The organism is Olleya sediminilitoris (assembly GCF_016785945.1).
GTDB classification, from domain to species: domain Bacteria; phylum Bacteroidota; class Bacteroidia; order Flavobacteriales; family Flavobacteriaceae; genus Olleya; species Olleya sediminilitoris.
The window spans coordinates 147,725-171,464 of the sequence record NZ_JAEMEF010000004.1; the positions used below are offsets into that span (position 1 = coordinate 147,725).

Consider the following 23,740-nt stretch of genomic DNA (forward strand, 5'->3'; position numbering starts at 1 on the left):
AGGTTGACTATAAAAAAAGCGTCTACAACATTGTAGACGCTTTTTTAATATAATAAAGTTTGGTTTATTGATTAATCAAAGACAACATTTCTTTTTCAATAGAAATGTCAAACATATTAGCCTTTGGGTTAACAATAACAGCGTTTTTATCTAGTATAAATACTTTGTTAATAGGTTTGATAGACAAAAACTCTATAGCTTTTTTTGCATTTTCAAAATGGTATTCATCTTTGTAAACTAAGTTGTTTCGTTGTAAGATTGAAGCTTGTTCTTTACTGCTAATTGGATTAACACAAATGGCTTTAAAATCAAATTCAGGATATTTATTCTTTAACTCTTTAGCACGTTGATGGCATACTTTTAAATGGTACCTATCCTTAACATCCCAAAAATATACAATACTAGGTTTGGATATAATGTCTTTTAAGTGTAGTGTGTTTTCGTTTTTATCAATAACCATTACATCAGGAATGGTATTACCAGGTTTTAATCGTTTGTAAGAATTTACTAAATGATTAGCTTTTAGTTTTTGTTTGTTATTGGTGCTTTTTTGTGAAAAAGACTTTAAAAGCTTGTCATAATCATCAACACTTTTTGAAGCGTTAATAAACTTAATCATATTGTAATATAACAGTCTGTTTTTTATAAATGTGTCTGTTATTTTGTTTTCAATTAAGTCTAATTTATCAAGGTTATACTCTAAAGACTGGTTATTGTAAATGTCGTCTTCTGAGTGTTTAAAATGTTCTTGTAATGCTATGTTGTTAAAGTGAAATCTTAAAAATGAAATATAAGGTCTGTAGTCTTTTAATACATTGTTGTTATAATCTATCTCTTCTCTGAAATCAAAAAAATCTTTAGGTAAATCTTTAAATAACTCGCTTTCACTTTTACTGTAATTTATAAAAGGATAAGCTTCTTTACTGTAGTAATAATTGTAATTTATATTAGCTAAGGCAAATACGGTAAATAATTCTGAAGCTCCATATCTTAATTTAAACTTAGCTAATTTATCAAGTTTTTCTTGTCTAATTTTAGATAGTTTTTCATCAAATGCTTCAGGTTTTAATTGACTAATCTCTAAGACTTCTTGTTCTTGTTTTTCGGTTTCTAGAAATAAATTAATAAGATAATTGTTTTCTTTTTCACCAATACCATTAAAAACTAAGGACTCATCAAATTCCATAGTATTAACGCGTATCATGATGCTATCATTAGGTTGTATCAAAAAAGCCTGAGACTCTTTACCATCATAAAAATTATATAAACCTGCTTCAAAATTTTTAAAGTTGTATTTAAATCTGTTTTTAGAATCTAAATATACAGTATCAATTATATCCGAAGATTTGAAAATAATAATGTGGTTACTACTAGGATTTATAATCTGACCACCAAAAAAAGCAGAGCTTTCTTCAATTACGTTGTTATCTTTTTTACAAGATACTAAAACACTTAGGCAGATTATACTATATAATATGGGTCTTAAAGACATAAATTAGTTTGTAAAGCTATCATAATTAAACAAAAATATGTTTTGCAAAACAGTAGTCGTGTTAAGGCGTTGTTAAAACTTATTAAAGACTGAATGTATAATGGCTATTTGGTGTTAATTTTCTACTTTTGCACAAAATTAAAATTATAGATATGTTATCAGTATCAAATTTATCAGTTCAATTCGGTAAGCGTGTACTTTTTGATGAAGTTAGTACCTCTTTTAATAACGGAAATTGTTACGGAATTATTGGAGCTAATGGAGCAGGAAAGTCAACGTTTTTAAAAATAATCTCTGGACAAATGGAGCCAACTTCAGGTCAAGTGCACCTAGAAGCTGGTAAACGTATGTCTGTCTTAACTCAGGATCACAACAAACATGACGAGGATACTGTTTTAGAAACTATTTTAAAAGGAAACCAAGAACTTTATAAAATCAAGTCTGAAATTGATGCATTATACGCAGATTATACAGACGAAAATGCAGAAAGAATAGGAGAGCTTCAAGTACGTTTTGAAGAGATGAACGGTTGGAATGCAGATAGTGATGCAGCAGCAATGTTATCTAACTTAGGGATTAAAGAAGATTTGCATTATACTTTGATGGCAGATTTAGATGGTAAACAAAAAGTACGTGTTTTATTAGCACAAGCGCTTTTTGGAAATCCTGATGTCCTTATTATGGATGAGCCTACCAATGATTTGGATTACGAAACAATTGCATGGTTAGAAAACTTTTTAGCTAATTATGATAACTGTGTTATTGTAGTATCCCACGATAGACACTTTTTAGACGCAGTTTGTACACATATTAGTGATATTGATTTTGGAAAAATAAACCATTTTTCTGGTAATTATACATTCTGGTACGAGTCGTCACAGTTAGCAGCTAGACAACATGCACAGCAAAATAAAAAGGCTGAAGAAAAGAAAAAGGAATTAGAAGAATTTATTCGTCGTTTTTCTGCCAATGTTGCAAAAAGTAAACAGGCAACAAGTAGAAAAAAGATGATAGATAAACTTAATATTGAAGATATTAGACGTACAAGTCGTCGTTATCCTGCTATTATTTTTGAACGTGATAGAGAAGCTGGAGACCAAATATTAAATGTTGAAGGTTTGACCTCTACCTTAGATGGTGAAACATTATTTAAAGACATAGATTTAAACTTACAAAAAGGAGATAAAGTGGTTGTGTTTTCTAGAGATTCTAGAGCAACAACTGCATTCTACGAAATTTTAAATGACAATCTAAAAGCAGATTCTGGTAAATTTGCTTGGGGAGTTACTACGACACAATCTTACTTACCATTAGATAATAGTAAGTTTTTTGATGATAAAGATTTAACTTTAGTAGAATGGTTACGTCAATGGGCTCAAACAGAAGAAGAACGTGAAGAAGTACACATTAGAGGATTTTTAGGTAAAATGATTTTTAGTGGTGAAGAAGCACTAAAAAAATGTAATGTACTTTCTGGAGGAGAAAAAGTACGTTGTATGTTATCTAGAATGATGATGACTAGAGCCAATGTTTTACAATTAGACGAGCCAACTAACCACTTGGACCTAGAGAGTATTACAGCATTTAACAACTCGCTTAAAAATTTTAAAGGTACCATGTTGTTTACAACACATGATCATGAGTTTGCTCAGACAGTTGCTAATAGAGTAGTGGAGTTAACACCAAACGGAGTTATTGATAGATACTCAACGTTTGATGATTATATGCAAGACAAAAAAATAAAAGAATTAAGAGATAAAATGTATACTGTATAATTACACTTTAACCTCAATATATAAAAGCCTTCAGAGTCATCTGAAGGCTTTTTTTATGTCTCTAATTGTTGTTAATATGGTGTTAATTTAAAATAAAATAAAACCGACTTTATAAATGTTGCGTAGATAAACCGAACACAAAAATCAATAAAAATATTAAAACTATGAAAACATTAAAATTATCAAAAATTGTATTAGGACTTAGTGTAATGCTTGTAGCAAATTTAGGTTTAGCTCAAGATAAAATGATGTCTAAAGACACTAAAATGGTTGGTGGAGCAGCTATGTATCCTTCAAAAAATATTGTTGAAAATGCAGTAAATTCTAAAGATCATACAACATTAGTTGCAGCAGTAAAAGCAGCCGAACTAGTTGACGTTTTACAAAGTGAAGGACCATTTACTGTGTTTGCACCTACTAATGCAGCTTTTGACAAATTACCAGAAGGTACAGTGGCTACTTTAGTAATGCCAGAAAACAAAATGCAATTACAAACTATTTTAAAGTATCATGTTGTTGCTGGAAAATGGAGTGCTAAAAACATTGCTAAAATGATTAAAAAAGGAAAAGGAAAAGCAGTGATTAAAACCGTTTCTGGTGCTACACTAACTGCTTGGGAAAAAGATGGTGCTGTTTATGTGTCTGATGAAAACGGAAACTCTGCTCAAGTAACAATAGCAGATGTTAATCAATCAAACGGAGTAATTCACGTTATTGACACAGTATTATTACCTAAGTCGTAAGGTGATAGAATATCAAATTAGTCTTACTAAAAACGCTTTATTCTAGTTTAGAATAAAGCGTTTTTTTTATGCTTCAGTTTCAGCTTTTACAGCTTCGATAATTGGTAATGCTTTGTCAACCTCAGATTGATGTACATATACTTCTGGAACCCTAGGCATGTCATGAACAAATCCACCAAGTCTTCCAGATTCGTTTTCATCTTTAATTACAGGGTTTATACCTATATCTTCTAATCTTGTTTTAATTAATTGAACAACAATAAAGTTACCTTCAAAAATTTTTATATAATCTGTCATAGCTTTTATATTTATGTGTTTACTTAAATATACGAATAAATACTATAAGTAACCGTTTAGTGTATTGCTATGATTTTGTTAAAATAAAAAACCTCCAAATATTATTTGAAGGTTTTTTATAAAGTTTATTCTTGTTTTTTTAGCTGTGTATATTTATACAAGCTATAAATCCCGTAGACAATTGCAAAAACAGCAATTGCCAACTTTAAATTATTTAAAGTTAACTTGGTATTAAAATGCTGATATAATCTAAAACAACCAAAACCTATTAACAATAGTCCTGATAGTAAATTATACATTTTATTGTTTCTTAAGGATTCCATATTAGTTATTTGCTCTTAATTATCTCAACTCAGCACCAAGCTGACGCTCAAAGTTATTTTGCAGTTTGTTCATTATTTTATCTACAACTTTATCGGTAAGTGTTTGACGCTCGTCTAAAAATGTAAAACTTACTGCATAACTCTTTTTACCTGCAGGAAGGTTTTTACCTTGATATACATCAAAAAGGTTAACCTTTTTAAGTAATTGTTTTTCGGTTTTTTTAGCAATGGCTTGTAAACTATCAAATGTTACATTATCATCTAATAATAAGGCAAAGTCACGACGTACTTCTGGGTATTTAGGTATAGCTGTAAACTTGATTTTATTACGTTTTGCTACTTCAATTATTTTGTCCCAATTAAAATCTGCATAAAAAACGTCTTGACTGATGTCAAAATGTTTGGCTATTTTAGATTTTAATACTCCAAAATTAACTAAAGTATCACGTCCAATACTAAGCTGCAATCCTTCGGAAAACACGTCATTTGTAGATGTGCTTTCTTGATAGCGTTTAATACCTAAACGTTCTAAAATACTGGCTATGCTTCCTTTTAAATAGAAGAAATTTGTTTTTGCTTGTGGTGCATTAGACCAACTTTCTTCGGTTTTAAAACCAGTGATTAATAGTGATAAATGCTTATATTCTTCACGTTTACCATTATAATCATGGTAGGTTTTTCCAAATTCAAAAAATCTTAGATTGGTTTGACGTCTGTTAATGTTATGGCTTAAAGCTTCTAATCCAGAAAATAATAAACTTTGACGCATTACGCCTAAATCTTGACTTAAAGGGTTTAGCATTTGTACATTATGATCTGCGTTTAATTGCTCTGATAACTCGGTATAACTAGCGCTAGTTAATGAGTTTGCCATAATCTCATACCAACCTTGTGCAGCTAATTGGTTACCTATAACGTTTTGAAGTTTATAGTCTTCAAATTTTGAGGCATTAGCTATTGATGCATTTAATTTAGAGCTAGTTTCAATGTTATTGTAACCAAATACTCTTAAAATTTCTTCAATAACATCAGCTTCACGCGTAACATCGTTTCTAAAAGGAGGAATGGTTAAACCTAAACCAGTTTCGGTAACGCTATTTATTTTTATGTCTAAAGAGGTTAGTATTGATTTAATAGTTTCAGTTGGAATTTCTTGCCCTATTAATTTTGTGACTTTATCAAAACTTAATCGTACTTGAAAATCTTCAATTTTGTTTGGATATAAATCTGCTATTTCGCTAGTAATTTCTCCTCCAGCAATTTCTTGTATTAATAAAGCAGCACGTTTTAAAGCGTATTCAGTAAGTTTTGGGTCAATACCACGTTCAAATCTAAATGAAGCATCAGTATTTAAAGCATGACGCTTTGCAGTTTTACGGACACTTACAGGATTAAAGTAAGCACTTTCTAAAAATATGTTTGTTGTATGCTCTGTCACACCAGAGTCAATACCACCAAATACACCTGCTATACACATTGGTTTTTCTGCATCACAAATCATTAAATCATCTTCATGTAGCTCGCGCTCAATGCCATCTAATGTTGTAAATTTAGTACCAGATGGAAGTGTTTTAACTTCAATTTTTTGACCAGTTATTTTATTAGCATCAAATGCATGTAACGGTTGTCCTAAATCGTGTAATACATAATTGGTAGCATCCACGATATTATTAATAGGTGATAAACCAATAGCTTTTAATCTGTTTTGTAGCCATTCAGGAGAGTCTTCAACTTTTATACCTGAAATAGTTACACCACAATATCTTGGTGCTAAATCTTTATTTAAGACATCTACATCCATTTTAAGTATGCGACTGTCTATATTAAATGCACTTACACTTGGTGTAATAAGCTCTACATTAATACCTTTTTGTTGTAAACCAGCTTTAAGGTCTCTAGCAGTACCATAATGGCTCATTGCATCTGCACGATTTGGTGTTAAACCAATTTCAAACACTTGGTCGTTTTCTACATCAAAAAGTTCTGCACAAGGTGTTCCAACTACAGTATCTTCTGGTAAAACCAAAATACCATCGTGAGATTTACCTAAACCAAGCTCGTCCTCAGCACAGATCATTCCGTGACTTTCTTCACCTCTAATCTTACCTTTTTTAATGGTCCAAGCTTCACCTTCATTGGTATACAAAGTTGTTCCAATAGTAGCAACAGGTACTTTTTGACCAGCAGCTACATTAGGTGCACCACAAACAATTTGTAATGGTTGATCTTGACCAATATTTACGGTTGTAACTTTAAGTTTGTCAGCATTACTATGTTGTTCGCAAGTTAAAACCTCACCAACAACAACACCTTGCAAACCACCTTTAATACTTTGATAAAGGTCCAAACCTTCTACTTCAAGTCCTAAATCTGTAAGTAATTCGCTAGTTTGTTCTGGAGTCCAATCAATTTTAATAAATTGTTTAATCCAGTTGTAAGAAATCTTCATTTTGTATACTAATTAAGACCACAAATATAACAATACTTAGTAGTTTTTAAGATTTTAAAATCAGCTTTTATTTCAATTTTAGAGCATTTTTTTTAGTAATATTTTACTCATGTTATGTTACGTGTGTCATTTATCGGTTTTATTAACAGTTAAGCCGTATTTTCTATCTTAATTAAGCTTATTATAATCTATAATAGCTTTACTACACGTATCTTTAAATAGATATAAACCATCAAACTTAAATATTTATGAAAACCATTTTAAAACTAGCTCTAGTAGCAGTATTGTTTACGACGTTTTCTTGTCGTGATACAAAAAAAGAAGAAGCTTTAGTAAAAGATGCTGAAACTATTGAAAACATTGAGATTGCTACAGATAGTGTTAATGATGTTTTAGAGGCTCAAGCCCAAGATTTACAAAATGATTTGGATGAATTAGAACAACTTGAAAACGTAGAATAAGATGAAACATTTAAAAATAGTAGTAGTAACAGTAGGTTTATTTGTGTTAGGTACACAGCAAACAGTATTTGCTCAAGAGTTAGCACAAGATAAATTAGAGCAAAAAGGGAAAGCTAAGTTAAAAGAAAAAAAAGAGCTTGGTGAAACCAAAATGAATGCTAAAAAAGGTGAGCTTAAACAAAAAGGTGAACTAAAGAAAGAAGCGCTTAAAGATAAAAAGGAAGCTTTAGAGCTTAAAAAAGGTGAGTTAAAAGAACAGAGTGCTGCAGTAAAAGCCGAAATGAAAGAGAAAATGGCAACAGCATCTCCAGAAGAAAAAGCAGAACTTAAGTCTAAAATGTTAGAGAAAAAGCAATCTTTATCTGAAAAAAGAGATGAGCTTAAAGCAAAACGTGAGGCATATAAAGGAGATAAAGAAGCTTATAAGCAAGAACTTTTAGTTGAAGCTAAATCAAAATTAGAAACTAGTAATCAGCAGTTAACTAAAAATGATAAATTAGTAACAAATGGAAAATCTCGTTTAGCAGAAGCTAAATTAAAATTTGAAACTCAAAAAGCAGAAGGTACTTTATCTGATGAGGAAATCACAAAACGCGAAGCTTTATTTAAACGTATTGAAGATAAATTAAGTCAAAATGAAGAAACGTTAGAAAATAGTAAAACACTTTTAGAACAAAATCGTGAGAAGCTAACTAAATTAGAAGTTACTGAAGAGTAATTTTTAACACTTAATAAATTAAATAAAAAGACATTGTTAGCGCAATGTCTTTTTATTTGTAAGTATTTTAACGATATTTCGATTAATAAAAAAAATAAACATAATTATGCGTTACCTTTTAGTCATACTAACCTTATTTATCGTTTTGTCTTGTGATAAAAATGAAACCGAATTTTTAACTTTTGGTACTTACAGAGGACAATTAAAAGTTAGTGAAACAGTACAATTACCTTTTACATTTAAGGTTAAAGATGCAAATACATTAGAAATTTATAATGCAGAAGAAGTGATTGAAGTCGATGAAATTGAATATAAAAATGATTCAGTTTATATCAAACTTCCTGTTTTTGAAGGGATGTTAGTAGCAAAAATTACAGATCAAACCTTAAATGGACGTTTTTTAGTAGAAGAAAAAGGTCGTCAACAAGCTTTTACAGCGTCAAAAAATAATAGCAGATTTGATAATAAAGCTAAAGCGGAAACCAATATAACTGGTAATTGGCAAACAGTATTTAGTCCAAATACCGAAGCTGATCGCTATGTTGCAAAAGGCGTTTTTACCCAAAATGAAAATATTGTAACAGGTACTTTTTTAACCGAAACAGGAGACTATCGTTATCTTGAAGGCGTTGTAAATGGTAACCAATTACAGTTGTCAACTTTTGATGGTGCACATGCTTTTATGTTTACTGGTACAGTAACAGATAGTACAATTAATGGTCAGTTTTATTCAGGTAACCACTGGAAAGAGCCTTTTACGGCTAAACGTAATGAGGGTTATCAATTAAAAAGTGCAGATCAATTAACTTACTTAAAAGAGGGTTATGACACATTAGCTTTTACATTTCCTGATGCAGATGGTAACCAAGTTTCATTAACAGATGCTCAGTTTAAAAATAAAGTAACAGTTGTACAAATTATGGGAACGTGGTGTCCTAATTGTTTAGACGAAAGTAAATACTACACATCCTATTATAACGCTAATAAAGATAAAGACATTCAGTTTGTAGCTTTAGCTTTTGAGTATGCTAAAACAGAAGAAAAAGCTTTTAGTTTTATAAAACGATTACAAGATCGTTTAAATATTACTTATCCAATATTGTTAGCCCAAACAGGTACAACAAGTAAGTCTAAAGCAAACGAGAAATTACCTATGCTTAATCATGTGTTAAGTTATCCAACGTCTATTTTTTTAGATAAAAAAGGGAAAGTAAGAAAAATACACACTGGTTTTAATGGTCCTGCTACTGGAGACAAATTCACAGAATTTAAAACAGATTTCACAACATTTATTGATCAATTATTGAAAGAAGAGTAGAAGTCTTTACTTAATTCATTGAATATTTATTTTCTCATCCATTTTACAATTCACTATTTGTGAAATATAAAAAAAGGACTTTAAGATTGCTCTTAAAGTCCTTTTAGGTTGCTATTAATTACTAGGGTTTAGTCAAATAATCAAACTTTGATTATTAAACTAAATTTATTTTAACGTCTACATTACCTTTTAATGCAACAGAATAAGGGCATATAGTGTGTGCTTTATTTAACAATTCTTGTGCTTTGTCTTTATCAACACCTTTAACCTCTACATCTAAGGTCGCTGTTAAACCATAAGAAGTAGGGTTGTGCATTGCTAATCCAACATTAGCAGTAGTGGTAGATTCTATTTTAATTTTTTCCATACCAGCAACCATTTGTAAGGCATTGTCAAAACAAGCCGAGTATCCTGCAGCAAATAATTGTTCTGGATTAGTAAATTGTCCACCTTCTCCACCCATTTGAGTAGGGATTTTTAAATTAAAATCTAATACACCATCAGCACTTTTTACATGACCATTTCTTCCTCCTGTTGTAGTTGCTGATGTTTCAAATAATTGTTTCATTTTCAATATTTTTATTTATTGTTTATTTGTTTTTGGATACTGTTTAATAACTTTATTAAGTTACTCTGAAACGAAATTAATTCGTCTTCACTAAATTCATCTGTTTTAAAAGTGTCCTTGATTTTTAAAGGTATTTGTTCTGCTTTAGTTTTTAGTTTTTCGCCTTTATCTTTTAAAGTAATCAATACAGTACGTTCGTCTTCTGTAGATCTTTGACGCTTTATTAGTTGCTTTTGTTCTAAACGTTTTAACAATGGAGTTAAAGTATTGGACTCCAAAAATAATAGCGATCCAATAGCATTTACAGACATTGTTTTATGTTCCCAAAGGACTAGCATTACAAGATATTGCGGATACGTAATATCTAAAAGTTTTAAATGTGGACTATAGATTTTGGTAGTTAATCTAGAGGCTGCGTAAAGCGGAAAACACAATTGATTATCTAGTTTAAGATGTTCGCATGAAGTACTCATGATTAGTTTTTTGTTTTGTTAATAAGAAAGCTTAAAGTGCCTGTAGACCATAAAGCCCAAAGAATTAATACAGGTTGAAAAAATAATCGGATTAATCGTTTTAAATCCGTATCCAATCCAAAAGCATTAATTTGATTTGTGTATTGAGAGATGTTACCCGGAAAAATTAAAACATAAAATATAGCTAATGTTAAGCCTACTTTAATTTTATGCTTAACAATAAAAATCATAGCTAAGCCTAGTGTGATTTCAACAATACCAGAAGATAGGACGATAAAATCCATAAACTGTGGATTATTTGGTAACCATCTTGGAACTTGAGCTAAAAACTCTTGTCTCTGAAAGGTTAGGTGACCTATTCCTGCAATTAGCATTAGACTTCCTAAAAGTATTCTAAATATGTTTTGCGTATGTGTTGTTTTTATATTCATATCTTTTAAGATTAAATCGCGTACGATACAAATATACGAATTTTGATATTAAATAAAAACAGATAGTAAAAAATCATTTTTATTTTACAAGTAATACCCTTTTAAGTAACTTGAAAGTATTAAGGATCTAGGAGTTATAACGTTATAATCCAAAGTGATTTATGGGTCCATTACCTTGTCCTAAAACCTTATATTGTCCTTTTTTTATAGCTAGATTAACGTATTCACAGCCTTTAGTAACTGCAGTTTCTAAATCGTTATTTAAACTTAAATAAGCAGCAATACTAGAGGATAAACTACAACCTGTACCATGAGTGTTATTGGTGTCATGCCAAGGATTTGTGATTGATACAGTAGAGTTAGAGTCTAAAAGATATAATATATCTGTAATAATATCTGTTGTTTTGTTTAAATGCCCTCCTTTTAAAAGTACAGAGGTTTTAAAGTGTTGCCCTAATTTAATAGCAGCAGCTTCAAGATTATTAACACTTATTTTTTGACCGATCAGTAATTCTGCTTCTGGTATGTTTGGAGTAATTAAAGTAGCTTTTGGTAATAACTGTTTTAAGCTTAAAAGTGCATTATCTGTGATAAGTTTATCTCCAGAGGTAGCAACCATAACAGGATCTAAAACTATGTTAGTAATATTATACTTGTCAAGTGTATCATTTACTAGGTTTATTACATCAGCAGAATGTAACATACCAATTTTTACTGTATTACATTGTAAGTCACTTAATACAGCATCCAACTGTTTTTTTATATGTTGTATAGGCATTGGATGAATATCTGTAACACCTAATGTGTTTTGTGCAGTTGAAGCAGTTATTACTGAAGCAGCAAAAGCACCACAAGCACTTATACTTTTTATATCTGCTTGGATACCAGCACAACCACCAGAATCACTTCCTGCTATGGTTAAAACAGTATTGTAGTTGGTGTTTATATTTTCCATTGTTCTTTGTTATAAGCGCTATCCCAAAATAGCCATTCTAATTTTGACGCTTTAATAAAGGCTTGTTCCATATTTTGTAAAATAGTTTCTGAAGCGTTATTAGCGTATTTGTTAACTATTGCTGTGGCTTTATTTACAGATTCTTCAAATGCTGTTCCACCATAAGTATTTATCCAATCTTGATAAGGATTGTTGTCTTTATTGTTTTGGTGTTTTAGAATATAATCACCAATTTCTTTGTAAATAGTAAAACAAGGTAAAATAGCAGCTAAACCTTCTTCTAAGCTATGATTATTAATAATTTTAGTTAAGTAACTTGTATATAACTCACAGGTAGGAGAAGGCTCCTTATCTAAAATTTCATTTTTAAGGAATACTTGATGTAAAGCGTTTTCAACAGCAATAATACCAGTAGCTGCATCTAGAAAATATTGGGTTTCGCTACTCTTATTACATTTTATACCAACAGCAGCAAGGTTTTTTTTGTATTCTGCTAAATATAATGCGTCTTGATTAATATAGAATCTAAACACATCATCAGGTAATGTACCATCCATTAATTGAGTAATAAATGGATGTTTTTGTATAGCTTCTAATATGTAATTGGTGTCTTGTCTTACTTTATTATACCAGTTTGACATTGGTTTTATAGTTTAAAATTGATTATGTTTTATCAAGCAAAGAATAAAATAATAGTATTAATCTTAACCATGAATACTTTCACTTTTACCATAACTTTTAATTAATTCGCCTTCAAAAGCGACTAATTCTTGCCAACGTTTATCAACATCAATATCTTTTCCGTATTTTCTTGCAAAGGTTATAAAGGTCGTGTAGTGTCCAGCTTCGCTAACCATTAAATCGTAATAAAACTTAGATAATTCTTCATCATTAATACGTTCTGATAACAATTTAAAACGCTCACAACTACGCGCTTCAATCATAGCCGAAAACAATAAACGATCCACCATAGATTGCACTCTGTTTCCACCTTTATTCATGAATTTATATAACTGATTTACGTAATGGTCTTTTCTCTCACGACCAAGCGTATAACCACGTTGCTTTATAATATCATGTACCATTTGAAAATGCTGTAACTCCTCTTGAGCTAACAACGTTAATTCGGTAACTAAATCTTCATGTTCAGAGTTTAGCGTAATAATAGTTATGGCATTGGTAGCTGCTTTTTGCTCACACCAAGCATGATCTGTCAAGATTTCTTCAAGGTTAGATTCTGCAATAGTGACCCAACGTGGATCGGTTTCTAGTTTAAGGTGAAGCATGATAATATTTTAAGTGATGTGTAACACAAATATAATTATAATTTGGGTCTGTTGTTAAAGTCTTAATAATGAATGCTAAGTTTATTTAATTTCTACTTTAAGTAAATTAAAAACCTCATGAGCGCTAGTTACTGCTGCTTCCATTTTACCAGAAAATCTGGTATTAGTTTCTGCTCCAGCAATAAATAATTTATTATTTAAGTACGTAGATTTAAATAACGGATGACCATTGTTTTGTTGTGGCATTACAAAATTGTCATAGCTTGGTGTTGTAAACGGTTGTTGTTGCCAAACACATTCTTCATAACTTAAAAACTCCAGAGCCTGATCGCCATAATAACTTTGCAATTGTTGTAAAGCCATTTGTTGACGCTCGTTTTTAGTTTTATGTAATAAAGAACCACTCATAAAACCACTTAGTGCAAACAAAGATTGTGTTGCATTGCTATGATCATAAAATTCTTGTAAAGGTCCTGAATTTGCATAAATTGTTCCGCTAGTATTTTGGTTATTCCAAAACGGAGTTTTATAAGTAAATCCAACTCTAATGGAGTTGTGCATCCATGTATGTGTATTTGCTAATACATTTATTAAAGTATCAGGTAATTCTGGCTGTGTACTAATATTTTGATTAAACAACGCTGGAGGTAAAGTTGATACCACGTACCTTGAATTATAGTTTTGTTTATTTGTTTGGACCAAAATTGTTTCAGCTTTAAGCTGAAGAGACTGCACGCTAGTATTTGTTTTAATAGTCTGTTCTGGTAGTGTATTTGCTAAGGTTTTAATTATAGTTTCTGTACCATTTGTTATTCGATAACTCACCGAATCATTATTGGGTAAGGTCACCAATTGTGGTTGTTTGCTATTATCAGGATGGTAAATAGCTGTTTTACCATAAGATTGTTTAAACAACTTGATATCTAATTGTTTGACTAAGTTTAAGACATTGCTTTGCTGAGGTACAATCCAAGTTGCTCCTAAATCAATAGCAGCTTCATTAGTGTTGTATTTTGTTAAAATACGTCCACCAATACGTGTGTTGGCTTCAATAATAGTCACTTTTAAAGACGTTTGTTTTAATAAATAGGCAAGCGTTAACCCTGTTAATCCAGCTCCAATAATAAGGACGTCTTTGTCTTGTGTAGTCATAAATTAGCTAATGTAGTTCCAAATATTTTTATACTTACTCATTTGTCGGTAAGTCTCTAAAATAATTGCATTCTCTGGACTATTTAAACTAGGATCTTTGGTTAAAAGGTCTTTTGCCCAATAACGTGCATGTTGTAAAATGTCATTATCTTTTACAATATCTGCAATGCGTAAATTTAAAATTCCGCTTTGTTGTGTACCCATAATATCTCCAGGACCACGAAGTTTTAAATCGACTTCAGCAATCTCAAAACCATCATTAGTTCTGGTCATTGTTTCAATACGTGTTTTACTATTTTCTGATAACTTATGACCAGTCATTAATATGCAATAACTTTGTTCTGCACCACGACCAACACGACCTCTTAATTGGTGTAATTGTGCTAGTCCAAATCGCTCTGCACTTTCAATAACCATCACAGATGCATTGGGTACATTTACACCAACTTCAATAACAGTTGTAGCAACCATAATTTGTGTTTCACCTTTAACAAAACGTTGCATTTCGTATTCTTTATCTGCAGGTTTCATTTTACCATGTACAATAGAAATTTGATATTCTGGCATCGGAAAATCTCGAGTTAAACTCTCGTAGCCATCCATCAAATCTTTATAATCCATTTGTGCATTTTCTTGGATTAATGGATAGACAATATAGGCTTGTCTTTTTTTAGCAATTTCGTCACGTATAAACCTAAAAACTTTTAGTCTGTTTGAGTCGTATCTGTGAACCGTTTTTATAGGTTGTCTTCCAGGAGGTAACTCGTCAATAATAGAAATATCCAAATCACCATAAACAGACATAGCTAATGTTCTAGGAATTGGAGTAGCAGTCATGACCAAAACATGAGGAGGAAGACTGTTTTTTTTCCAAAGTCTAGCTCGTTGTTTTACACCAAACCTATGTTGTTCATCAATAATTGCAAGTCCTAAATTTTTAAATTTAACTTTGTCTTCCAGTATAGCATGTGTCCCAATTAGGATATCCAATTCGCCATTTTCTAACATGCTATGGATTTCTCTTCGTTCTGAAGTTTTGCTTGAACCTGTTAACAGTCTAATGCTGATTTTTAAATCATTACACATTTCAAGTAAACCGTTATAATGTTGGACTGACAAAATTTCAGTAGGAGCCATAAGACAAGCCTGAAAACCATTATCAAGAGCCATTAACATTGACATCAAGGCGACTATAGTTTTTCCAGATCCTACATCACCTTGTAAAAGACGGTTCATTTGTGCATTACTACCTAAGTCAGCACGTATTTCTTTAAGGACTCGTTTTTGTGCATTAGTTAATTCAAACGGTAAATGGTTTTTAAAAAACGCATTAAAATGTGTTCCAACTGTAGAAAAAGGAAACCCTTTTATTTTGGTTTTATGTATTAGGTTTTTAAGAATTAATTGCAATTGAATGTAAAATAATTCTTCAAATTTTAATCTAAATTTAGCTTTAGAAAGTAATGTTTGATCTTTTGGAAAATGAATGTTTAAAAGCGCTTCAGATTTAGAAATTAATTTGTTTTCTGAAAGCAGTTTTTCGGACAAGGTTTCGGCAAATCTTCCTTTGGTTTCAAGAAACAAATTTTGCATGATTTTTGTCATCACACGATTGGTAATACCTCTGTTAGCTAACTTCTCTGTAGATGGATAAATAGCTTGCATTGCACTTCGTAAATTAGCTTCATGTTCTGATAATAACTCGATATCAGGATGAGGCATGCTAAACTTGTTTCCAAACTTAGTTGTTTTTCCAAAAATGACGTAAGGCGTGTTTAGTTTTAAAGCGTCTTTTATCCATTTTTGACCTCTAAACCAAACCAGTTCCATTGTGCCAGTGTCGTCTTTAAAAGTAGCTACTAGTCGTTTTCCTCTTTTTTGTGCAATCTCTTCAAATTTTGTGATTTTTCCAATGATTTGTACTTCCGATGCGTTGGGTAATAATTGGCTAATTTTATAATACTTTGTACGATCCAAATACCTATTTGGAAACAGGTTAATTAAGTCTTGATAGGTATGTATAGCCAATTCTTTGCGTAGTAAATCAGCACGATTTGGTCCTACACCTTTTAGGTAATCAATGGGAGTTTGAAGATTAACACTCATAAACAACGAAATTAATGTATTTTGATTTAAAGTGAAAGTTAATTGGGTTAGCATTACTATACTTCATCACAAAAAATTGTATTTTGGTCTGGTACTTGTTTAAAATTATTTATGAGAAGCTTTTTAGTCCTGTTTTTTACGTTTTTATGTCTTTTTGCGAAAGCACAACAGACAGAAATTGTTGATTTTAAAACTATTAATTCTAGATTAGTTATAATACCAGAACAGTCTAAAGTGTCAGGTAAATTAGTCAGTTCTTTTAAAATATTAAAAGACACAGATTCTATTTACTTAGATGCTATTGATATGAAATTTAAAAATGTTGTTTTAGATAATAAAACAGTTTTTTTTGAAAATGATTTAAAAAAGATTGTGATAAAATCTAAATTCAAGAAAAATAAAATTTATAAACTAAGTTTTGACTACATAGTTTATCCTAAGAAGGCAATGTATTTTGTTCAAAATGAAAAAGATTGGCAAGTTTGGACCCAAGATCAAGGTAAATACACCAGTCATTGGTTACCTAGTATTGATGATATGAATGATAAAATTGAATTTGATTTATCAGTGATTTCATATACTGACGAAAAAGTTATTGCTAATGGTAAAATTAGAAAACGCGACATTGCAGATAATGTTTCAATTTGGCATTACAACATGCAAAAACCAATGTCAAGTTACTTAGTAGCATTAGCTATTGGCAAGTATGATAAAAAAGTAATTACATCCAAAAGCGGAATTCCACTTGAGTTATATTATTACCCAAAAGATTCGCTTAAAGTAGAACCAACGTATCGTTACACCAAACAACTATTTGATTTTTTAGAACACGAAATAGGTGTGCCTTACCCTTGGCAAAACTACAAACAAATTCCAGTTAAAGACTTTTTGTATTCTGGTATGGAAAATACTAGTTGCACCATTTTTAGTGATGACTTTATGATTGACGACACTAGTTTTGTTGATAAAAACTACGTCAACGTTAATGCGCATGAGTTAGCACATCAATGGTTTGGAGATTTGGTCACTGAAACCTCAGGAACCCATCATTGGTTACAAGAAGGTTTTGCAACTTATTATGCATTACTTGCAGAACGCGATATATTTGGAGAGGATTATTATTACAATCAACTTTTTGAGTATTATCAAGAGTTGAAAGCACAAGATAGTGCTGGTCAAAGCACAGCACTTTTAAATCCAAAATCTAGTAGTACAACGTTTTACAAAAAAGGAGCTTGGGCTTTACATGTTTTAAGAAAAAAAGTAGGAGATAAGGCATTTAAAGATGCTGTAAAAAGCTATTTAAATACTTATGCCTATAAAAATGTTGAGACTACTAATTTTATAACTGAAGTCGAAAAGACTTCTGGTCAAGATTTAAATACGTTTGTAAAAGATTGGTTGTCTTCTTCTGTTGTTTTGGAGCAGCAAATAGAAGCAAGTTTGAAACGTAATGAAACTGCTTCGTTTTTATTAACTATGCAAACCGATCCTTATTTAAGTTTTAGAACAGATCAGGATGAAAATTATATTCCGTCAAGCTTAACAATGTCTTTACCAGAAGGTTTTTACACTATTAAAACTGCAGTATTGCAAGAATTGTTGAACAAACCAGATTATCCAACGTATGATGATTTGATAACGGAAGCGTTTCAATCTGGTCAAATACAATTACGACAAACCTTGGCTTTGGGATTAAGAGAAATCCCTTTAAAATTTCAAAAAAACTACGAGAGTTTACTTAACGATAGCAGTTATGTAACCATTGAAGCTGCATTGTATAATCTTTGGGCTAATTTTCCGCGAAAGCGAAACCTTTATTTGGATCAAACTAAAAGTATTTACGGTTTTAATAATTATAATATCAGAATACTTTGGTTGGCTTTAGCTATTGCTACACCTAATTTTGAACAAGAAAAAACAGAAAGTTTTTATAATGAGTTGGTAAGTTATAGCGATCCAAATCAACCCTTTTCAAGACGTCAGTCTGCTTTTGATACCATGTCAAGTTTAGGTCTGTTTAATCAGCAAGCGTTGACTAATCTTTTAGAAGCAACCAAGCATCATAATTGGCGTTTTAAAAGTTTTGCCAAACAAGTTGTAGAAATGTTATCTGAAAATGAAAAATATAAATCTTTAATTAGTAATTTGCAGGACAACCAAAAACAATAATTTGAAAGCATTAGTTATATCTGGAGGTGGAAGTAAAGGCGCATTTGCTGGTGGTGTTGCGCAGTATTTGATTGAACAACAGGATAAAAAATACGATATGTATTTAGGGACTTCTACAGGAAGTTTGTTAATTCCGCATTTAGCAACTGGTAATATTGGTAAGCTTTATGATATTTATACGCATGTTAATCAAAATTCGATTTTTAATATCAATCCTTTTGTTTTAAAGAAAAAAGGAGATCGTGAGTATGTGTCTATAAATTATTTTAACACCACTTTGCAATTTTTAAAACGAAAACGAACCTTTGGTGAAAGTAAAAATCTTAAAAAACATATAAGAGAAAATTTTACTAAAGCAGAATATGATTTAATTAAGGCAACTAAAGAAGATGTGGTGGTTACGGTTACCAATTTATCTAAAAATAGAGTCGAGTATAAGTCTATTAACGATTATGATTATGAGGAGTTTTGTGAGTGGATTTGGATTTCATGCAATTATATTCCGTTTATGTCATTGGCTAAAAAAAATGGATTTGAGTATGCTGATGGTGGCTTAGGTTGCGTGATACCAATTAGAGAAGCGATTTTAAGAGGTGCCACAGAGGTTGATGCTATTGTTTTAGAGAGTGAAAACTTAGAGTACAATAAGGTGTTGGGAAAAAACCCGTTTTCATTAATGATTAACTTATTTGGGCATTTATTAGACCAAGTAGAAAAAGGAGATATTGCTATTGGAAAATTAGCAGCAAAACATAGAAACGTAAAACTTAATTTATATTACACACCAACTAAATTAACTGAAAACTCATTAATTTTTAATAAAAAACTAATGGAAAAATGGTGGTTACAAGGGTATTTATATGCACAAAGTAAATATGATGCAAATAACGAGTTTGGTACAACTGTACCTATAAATCAGGAAGAAGAATAAACCATATAAAAAAAGCCTTATCCAATGGATAAGGCTTTTTTTATAATATTATTACCAGATTTCTCCGACTTCTTTTTTTATGTAATGTAAACCAGCATTACTTGGTGCAGGTTTGTCAAGCATTTCGTTTAAAATAGCTTCTCTTAATTTTGAAGCAGAATCTATTTTATCACTCATTCCAGCTTTTCTTATTAATTGTATTGTTGCACTTTTAGAGGCATTTACAATAGTCCAGCAGTCGTTGCTTAAATATATTTGTTGTGATAGGTTGTGTTCAAATTCTTGCTCGATATTTTTAATAAGTAAATCTTCGTAACCTTGCTTGTCTGATGATATTGGAGCAACACGTAATAATAACTTGTTTGGAGAAATACGCTCTAAAAATAAAGCTATTCTTTCATAGGCTTGCAAGCGTATTGGTAATGACTCTTTACTTAATTCTTTAGTAATAGCGTATTTACGACGTTGTTCTTCGTTTTGCATGTGTTCTCTAAAAAAAAGATATGCAATTGCTCCTGTAACTAAAGCAGGTATTGTATACATTAAAAGGTTTAATAATTGTTCTTCCATGGTGTGATTAGTTTATATAACAAACTTAATGTGTTTTAAATTATTGTACAAGAAAACAGATAATTGAATCAACCTAGTTTTTAATAGATTGAAATCAACAGATTAAGTAATGTGAGTATTTTCTGTTGTATTTGTAAGTTACATTTGGATTGCTATTAATCTATAATTAAAACCGACAATAGTGTTATAGTAAAATAAATTATTGTCGGTTTTTTTTACAACCTCAAACATTATGTTTCCAGAGTTATTTAAATTTTCAATCCCAGATTTTTTATCCAGCTTTATAGGTGCTAAGCAAATTACCATTTATAGTTACGCAACTTTAATTGCCTTAGGGACTTTGATTGCTGCTTTGTATACAAAATGGAGTGCTAAAAGGGAGTTAGGTATAACTAATTTGCCAAATACGTTTTTCTATTTAATATTTATTGCTGGATTTGTTGGAGGTAAGCTGTTTTTTTACCTACAAGATCCAATGTTGTACATAAATAAACCTGATTTAATTTTAAGTAGTTTTAATGGTGGATATGTTTTTTATGGTTCTTTTATTATGATAATTCCGGTTATAATCTGGTACCTTAAAAAGTATAAAATTCCAGTATTGCCAATGTTAGATATATTGGCAGTTACAACGGTAATTGTACATGCAATAGGTAGGTTGGGTTGTTTTGCTGCTGGTTGTTGTTTTGGTGCTCCAACTGATAGTCATCTAGGAATGGTTTTTCCTACTACGCATAATACAGCTGTGCATCCAACACAATTATATGAAGTATTGGTTTTGATGTCCATACTTTTAATTCTTCTTTATGTAAAAAACAGACAACAATTTAAAGGTCAAATATTTTTAATCTACTTAATGCTATATGGTTTTGGTAGAGGTATATTAGAGTTGTTTAGAGGTGATGAAAGAGGCTATGTTATTGATGGAGTCTTATCTCACTCGCAATGTATAGGACTGTTTTTTATAGGTTTAGCATGTTATTTTTATTTCAAGTTTTATAAAGCAAGTAATACTAATTTAATTAAAGTTTAATCCAATGAAAAAGAAAATTTTTAACACAATATCTCCAATAACATTATTGGTAGTCGCTTTGTTTTTAATAGGATCTGGTTGCCCTGCAGATGACGGTGTTCAAGATGAACCAGAAACATCAGCATGTGATTATGAAGGTTATGATGGTTTAGATACCACAAACAATACTACGACCTTAATACCTGAAGCAGAATTAACTACAGATTTTTTCAATACTTCTTCAAATGGTCCAGAAGTAGAAATTTATGAAACCAGTGATCCTGGCAACTTTTGGTTTGTAACCACAGTTGTAACGCTTAATGCAACTGGGACAGGTCAATTAAGTATTAATGGTAATATTCAAACTGTAAATGTAACGTGTTTAGCAACAGGTAATGCTGTTGGACAAGGTATGCAATTTATAGTAATAGCTTCTGGTCTTGATGCCGAGTTTTGTGTAGTAATAGACGAATTTCATTAATAAACCTCAAATGAAAACAATTTTTAAAACAGCATTCCTAATCGTATTAATCATTACTTTTTTTAGTTGTGATAATAATGACGATGCTCAAACCGATCCAATAAATCCAACAGATGGATTTACACACAATAACATGTTTTTTGAAACTGCAAACGCCTATTTTGAAATTGATGAAGAAGACGATAATGCAGATGGTATGCCTGATAACTACAGCTTCTTTTTTACCAATGGACGTATGTTTGATAACGATGCTAACGTAAACGGATCTTCAGGAGACTTTTTATTGTCTTTAAATACCACTAATTGGGTGTTTTTAAATGTAGAGGTGTCAGACAATCCAAGTTTAGCTAATAATTCACCTTTACCTGGCAATACTTACATTGTTTCAAGCATTAATGATTCCGTAATTATAGAAAACGGTCAAATAGATCCATTAACACCAGCTTATATTCAAAACAACATTCAATTTGGAGAAGGTAATGAAAATGTAGGTATATTTAATTGGCCAGGTACACAAGGACCAACAATTACTATTAATGCTATTAATATTGATAATACTAATCCTACAGATAGTACAATCAATGCAGATTATACTTTTATGAATCAAAATGGTGACATTATTGAGGGATATTATGAAGGAACCTTTGGAGTAATTTTAGACTAAAACAAATGAAAAATATATTTAAAATGTTAATGTTGTTTTGTGTGTGTATTGCATGTAATAATGATGACGATGTTAATAACGATGCAACCAACCAGACTCAATGTAATTATCAAGGATTTTCATATTTAGATGCCTCAAATAACGATCAGACTTTAATTGCTGAAACCGAATTAAATACTCAGTTTTTTCCAAATGCAAGCAATGGACCTTATGGAGCTCCAGGAATAGAAATAGTGTCTAACACAAGTACACCATCCTTATTTTTTGTAACCAATGTAATTGCCTTAAACCAAACCGGAACAGGGTATTTAACTTTAGATAATGGTCAAGAGCAAACAGTAACAGTGACTTGTCAACGTGCAGGAACAGCAGTTGGAGATGAAATAAGGTTAGATGTGGTTTATGGGAATATTGAAGTTGAATTTTGTGTCATTATTGATGAAGTCGTTTTGTAAATTTGAAAATGAAAATATATCTTAAATATATAGTTTTTGGTCTTGGTTTATTATCTTTTAATTGCAAAGACAATACAGTAAAAACCGAAACAACAGCCCAAACAACACAGTTAACAGAAGCTGAAAAAACAGAAATAGTAACCTACTATTTAATTAATGACAGAAAATTATCTGAAAACGATTTTCATGAGATTATTTTTTTAAATGATTTTGTAGATGGAGTCAAAGTGATTTTTTATGAAGGAAAAGATGCTTTTTTTGGATTTAAATTTTCAGAAGCATTAGAATATTATAACTCAAATAATAAATAAATGAAAACAATTATAAAAGTAATACTGCTATTAACAATCAGTATTACAGTTTTTAACTGTAGTGACGATGATGATGGATCTACAACGACAGGAAATACTAACGAGTATTTTAAATATACTATAGATGGCGTAGAGCGTATTTTTGATTATCAGGTTGAAGGACATCTAGAAACTGATACGTCTACTATAATTGATAGATTTGAAATTAATGCATCTGGACAACAGCCTAGTGGAGATTTAAGACGCGTAGGTATTAATTTTTCGTTTGATAGCTCTGGCGCATTCATGCCAAACACGGTTTATAATTGGGGAGTTGCATTAGATAACACACCAACCGAAAAGTTTTATTTTGGTGAAACCACTTCGACAAATTTGTTTTTATTGTCTTCAGATTTTAATGCACACCCAATTATAGCAACCGTAACATCAGCAATTCCAAATGCGGTAGGTGATTATTTAGAGTTTACTTTTGTTGGTAGTTATACAGACGATAATAATGTTTCGCACAGTATTTCAGGAGAATGCAGAGTTCAAAGAGATGCAAATCAAGATTTTTAAATTTTAATTCCATTACATTTGTATAGCAACTAAAATCAT

Annotated in this window: 25 protein-coding genes; 13 read left to right on the plus strand and 12 right to left on the minus strand. The window is 30.9% G+C overall.

The window, feature by feature from the left end; genetic code table 11:
• Positions 1–64 precede the first annotated feature (64 nt).
• Positions 65–1,492 (minus strand): redoxin domain-containing protein, encoded by a 1,428-nt coding sequence (locus JAO71_RS06420; protein ID WP_202999670.1) that lies wholly within the window; start codon positions 1,490–1,492, stop codon positions 65–67.
• Positions 1,493–1,644: 152 nt separating this feature from the next.
• On the opposite strand from JAO71_RS06420, the gene JAO71_RS06425 reads away from it, so the two are divergent.
• Positions 1,645–3,267, plus strand: a complete 1,623-nt coding sequence (locus JAO71_RS06425; protein ID WP_028291190.1) for an ABC-F family ATP-binding cassette domain-containing protein — start codon at positions 1,645–1,647, stop codon at positions 3,265–3,267.
• A gap of 209 nt (positions 3,268–3,476) precedes the next feature.
• Positions 3,477–4,010: a fasciclin domain-containing protein gene (locus JAO71_RS06430; RefSeq protein ID WP_394370844.1), complete on the plus strand. Its 534-nt coding sequence runs from the start codon at positions 3,477–3,479 to the stop codon at positions 4,008–4,010.
• A 66-nt stretch (positions 4,011–4,076) separates the two neighbouring features.
• Here JAO71_RS06430 and JAO71_RS06435 read toward each other — a convergent pair whose 3' ends face one another.
• A complete protein-coding gene (locus JAO71_RS06435; RefSeq protein ID WP_028291188.1) occupies positions 4,077–4,307 on the minus strand; it encodes a putative signal transducing protein in 231 nt (76 codons plus the stop codon).
• Positions 4,308–4,649: 342 nt separating this feature from the next.
• Complete coding sequence (gene pheT / locus JAO71_RS06440; protein ID WP_116823104.1) at positions 4,650–7,079, minus strand: phenylalanine--tRNA ligase subunit beta; 2,430 nt, start codon at positions 7,077–7,079, stop codon at positions 4,650–4,652.
• Between the two features lie 248 nt (positions 7,080–7,327).
• On the opposite strand from pheT, the gene JAO71_RS06445 reads away from it, so the two are divergent.
• From JAO71_RS06445 to JAO71_RS06455, 3 genes are all read left to right on the plus strand, one after another.
• On the plus strand, positions 7,328–7,540 hold the full coding sequence (locus JAO71_RS06445; protein ID WP_028291185.1) for a hypothetical protein: 213 nt from the start codon (positions 7,328–7,330) through the stop codon (positions 7,538–7,540).
• Between the two features lies 1 nt (position 7,541).
• Positions 7,542–8,258 (plus strand): hypothetical protein, encoded by a 717-nt coding sequence (locus JAO71_RS06450; protein WP_116823103.1) that lies wholly within the window; start codon positions 7,542–7,544, stop codon positions 8,256–8,258.
• Positions 8,259–8,364: 106 nt separating this feature from the next.
• Positions 8,365–9,576, plus strand: a complete 1,212-nt coding sequence (locus JAO71_RS06455) for a peroxiredoxin family protein (protein ID WP_202999674.1) — start codon at positions 8,365–8,367, stop codon at positions 9,574–9,576.
• Positions 9,577–9,730: 154 nt separating this feature from the next.
• Here JAO71_RS06455 and JAO71_RS06460 read toward each other — a convergent pair whose 3' ends face one another.
• The 8 genes from JAO71_RS06460 to recG form a co-directional block, all read right to left on the minus strand.
• On the minus strand, positions 9,731–10,144 hold the full coding sequence (locus JAO71_RS06460) for an organic hydroperoxide resistance protein (RefSeq protein ID WP_028606425.1): 414 nt from the start codon (positions 10,142–10,144) through the stop codon (positions 9,731–9,733).
• Positions 10,145–10,155: 11 nt separating this feature from the next.
• A complete protein-coding gene (locus JAO71_RS06465; protein ID WP_202999676.1) occupies positions 10,156–10,617 on the minus strand; it encodes a MarR family winged helix-turn-helix transcriptional regulator in 462 nt (153 codons plus the stop codon).
• 2 nt (positions 10,618–10,619) lie between these two features.
• Positions 10,620–11,048 (minus strand): DoxX family protein, encoded by a 429-nt coding sequence (locus tag JAO71_RS06470; RefSeq protein WP_202999678.1) that lies wholly within the window; start codon positions 11,046–11,048, stop codon positions 10,620–10,622.
• A gap of 142 nt (positions 11,049–11,190) precedes the next feature.
• On the minus strand, positions 11,191–12,003 hold the full coding sequence (thiD, locus tag JAO71_RS06475) for a bifunctional hydroxymethylpyrimidine kinase/phosphomethylpyrimidine kinase (RefSeq protein ID WP_202999680.1): 813 nt from the start codon (positions 12,001–12,003) through the stop codon (positions 11,191–11,193).
• Positions 11,991–12,644, minus strand: a complete 654-nt coding sequence (tenA, locus tag JAO71_RS06480) for a thiaminase II (protein ID WP_202999689.1) — start codon at positions 12,642–12,644, stop codon at positions 11,991–11,993. Before tenA ends, thiD begins: the two co-directional genes overlap by 13 nt.
• Positions 12,645–12,707: 63 nt before the next feature.
• On the minus strand, positions 12,708–13,289 hold the full coding sequence (miaE, locus tag JAO71_RS06485; RefSeq protein WP_028291177.1) for a tRNA-(ms[2]io[6]A)-hydroxylase: 582 nt from the start codon (positions 13,287–13,289) through the stop codon (positions 12,708–12,710).
• Positions 13,290–13,370: 81 nt separating this feature from the next.
• A complete protein-coding gene (locus tag JAO71_RS06490; protein WP_202999698.1) occupies positions 13,371–14,441 on the minus strand; it encodes a flavin monoamine oxidase family protein in 1,071 nt (356 codons plus the stop codon).
• A gap of 3 nt (positions 14,442–14,444) precedes the next feature.
• Complete coding sequence (recG, locus tag JAO71_RS06495) at positions 14,445–16,547, minus strand: ATP-dependent DNA helicase RecG (protein WP_202999700.1); 2,103 nt, start codon at positions 16,545–16,547, stop codon at positions 14,445–14,447.
• Positions 16,548–16,658: 111 nt separating this feature from the next.
• On the opposite strand from recG, the gene JAO71_RS06500 reads away from it, so the two are divergent.
• Together JAO71_RS06500 and JAO71_RS06505 are read left to right on the plus strand one after the other, a co-directional pair.
• The gene (locus JAO71_RS06500) at positions 16,659–18,719 is read left to right on the plus strand and encodes a M1 family metallopeptidase (protein WP_202999702.1); all 2,061 of its coding nucleotides are present in this window, start codon (positions 16,659–16,661) and stop codon (positions 18,717–18,719) included.
• A gap of 1 nt (position 18,720) precedes the next feature.
• Complete coding sequence (locus JAO71_RS06505; protein ID WP_054851395.1) at positions 18,721–19,650, plus strand: patatin-like phospholipase family protein; 930 nt, start codon at positions 18,721–18,723, stop codon at positions 19,648–19,650.
• Positions 19,651–19,701: 51 nt separating this feature from the next.
• Here the strand turns inward: JAO71_RS06505 and JAO71_RS06510 are convergent, their stop codons facing one another.
• Positions 19,702–20,220, minus strand: a complete 519-nt coding sequence (locus JAO71_RS06510; RefSeq protein ID WP_116823095.1) for a DUF7935 family protein — start codon at positions 20,218–20,220, stop codon at positions 19,702–19,704.
• Between the two features lie 232 nt (positions 20,221–20,452).
• On the opposite strand from JAO71_RS06510, the gene JAO71_RS06515 reads away from it, so the two are divergent.
• From JAO71_RS06515 to JAO71_RS06540, 6 genes are read left to right on the plus strand one after another with little or no spacing between them, the layout of a single operon-like run.
• Positions 20,453–21,253, plus strand: a complete 801-nt coding sequence (locus tag JAO71_RS06515; RefSeq protein WP_202999704.1) for a prolipoprotein diacylglyceryl transferase — start codon at positions 20,453–20,455, stop codon at positions 21,251–21,253.
• A gap of 4 nt (positions 21,254–21,257) precedes the next feature.
• The gene (locus JAO71_RS06520) at positions 21,258–21,713 is read left to right on the plus strand and encodes a hypothetical protein (protein WP_116823093.1); all 456 of its coding nucleotides are present in this window, start codon (positions 21,258–21,260) and stop codon (positions 21,711–21,713) included.
• A gap of 10 nt (positions 21,714–21,723) precedes the next feature.
• Positions 21,724–22,377, plus strand: coding sequence for a hypothetical protein (locus tag JAO71_RS06525; RefSeq protein ID WP_202999705.1), 654 nt, complete (start codon positions 21,724–21,726; stop codon positions 22,375–22,377).
• 5 nt (positions 22,378–22,382) lie between these two features.
• Positions 22,383–22,832 (plus strand): hypothetical protein, encoded by a 450-nt coding sequence (locus JAO71_RS06530; RefSeq protein WP_202999707.1) that lies wholly within the window; start codon positions 22,383–22,385, stop codon positions 22,830–22,832.
• A gap of 8 nt (positions 22,833–22,840) precedes the next feature.
• The gene (locus JAO71_RS06535) at positions 22,841–23,143 is read left to right on the plus strand and encodes a hypothetical protein (RefSeq protein WP_202999709.1); all 303 of its coding nucleotides are present in this window, start codon (positions 22,841–22,843) and stop codon (positions 23,141–23,143) included.
• Positions 23,144–23,701 (plus strand): hypothetical protein, encoded by a 558-nt coding sequence (locus JAO71_RS06540; RefSeq protein ID WP_028291167.1) that lies wholly within the window; start codon positions 23,144–23,146, stop codon positions 23,699–23,701.
• Positions 23,702–23,740: the final 39 nt, after the last annotated feature.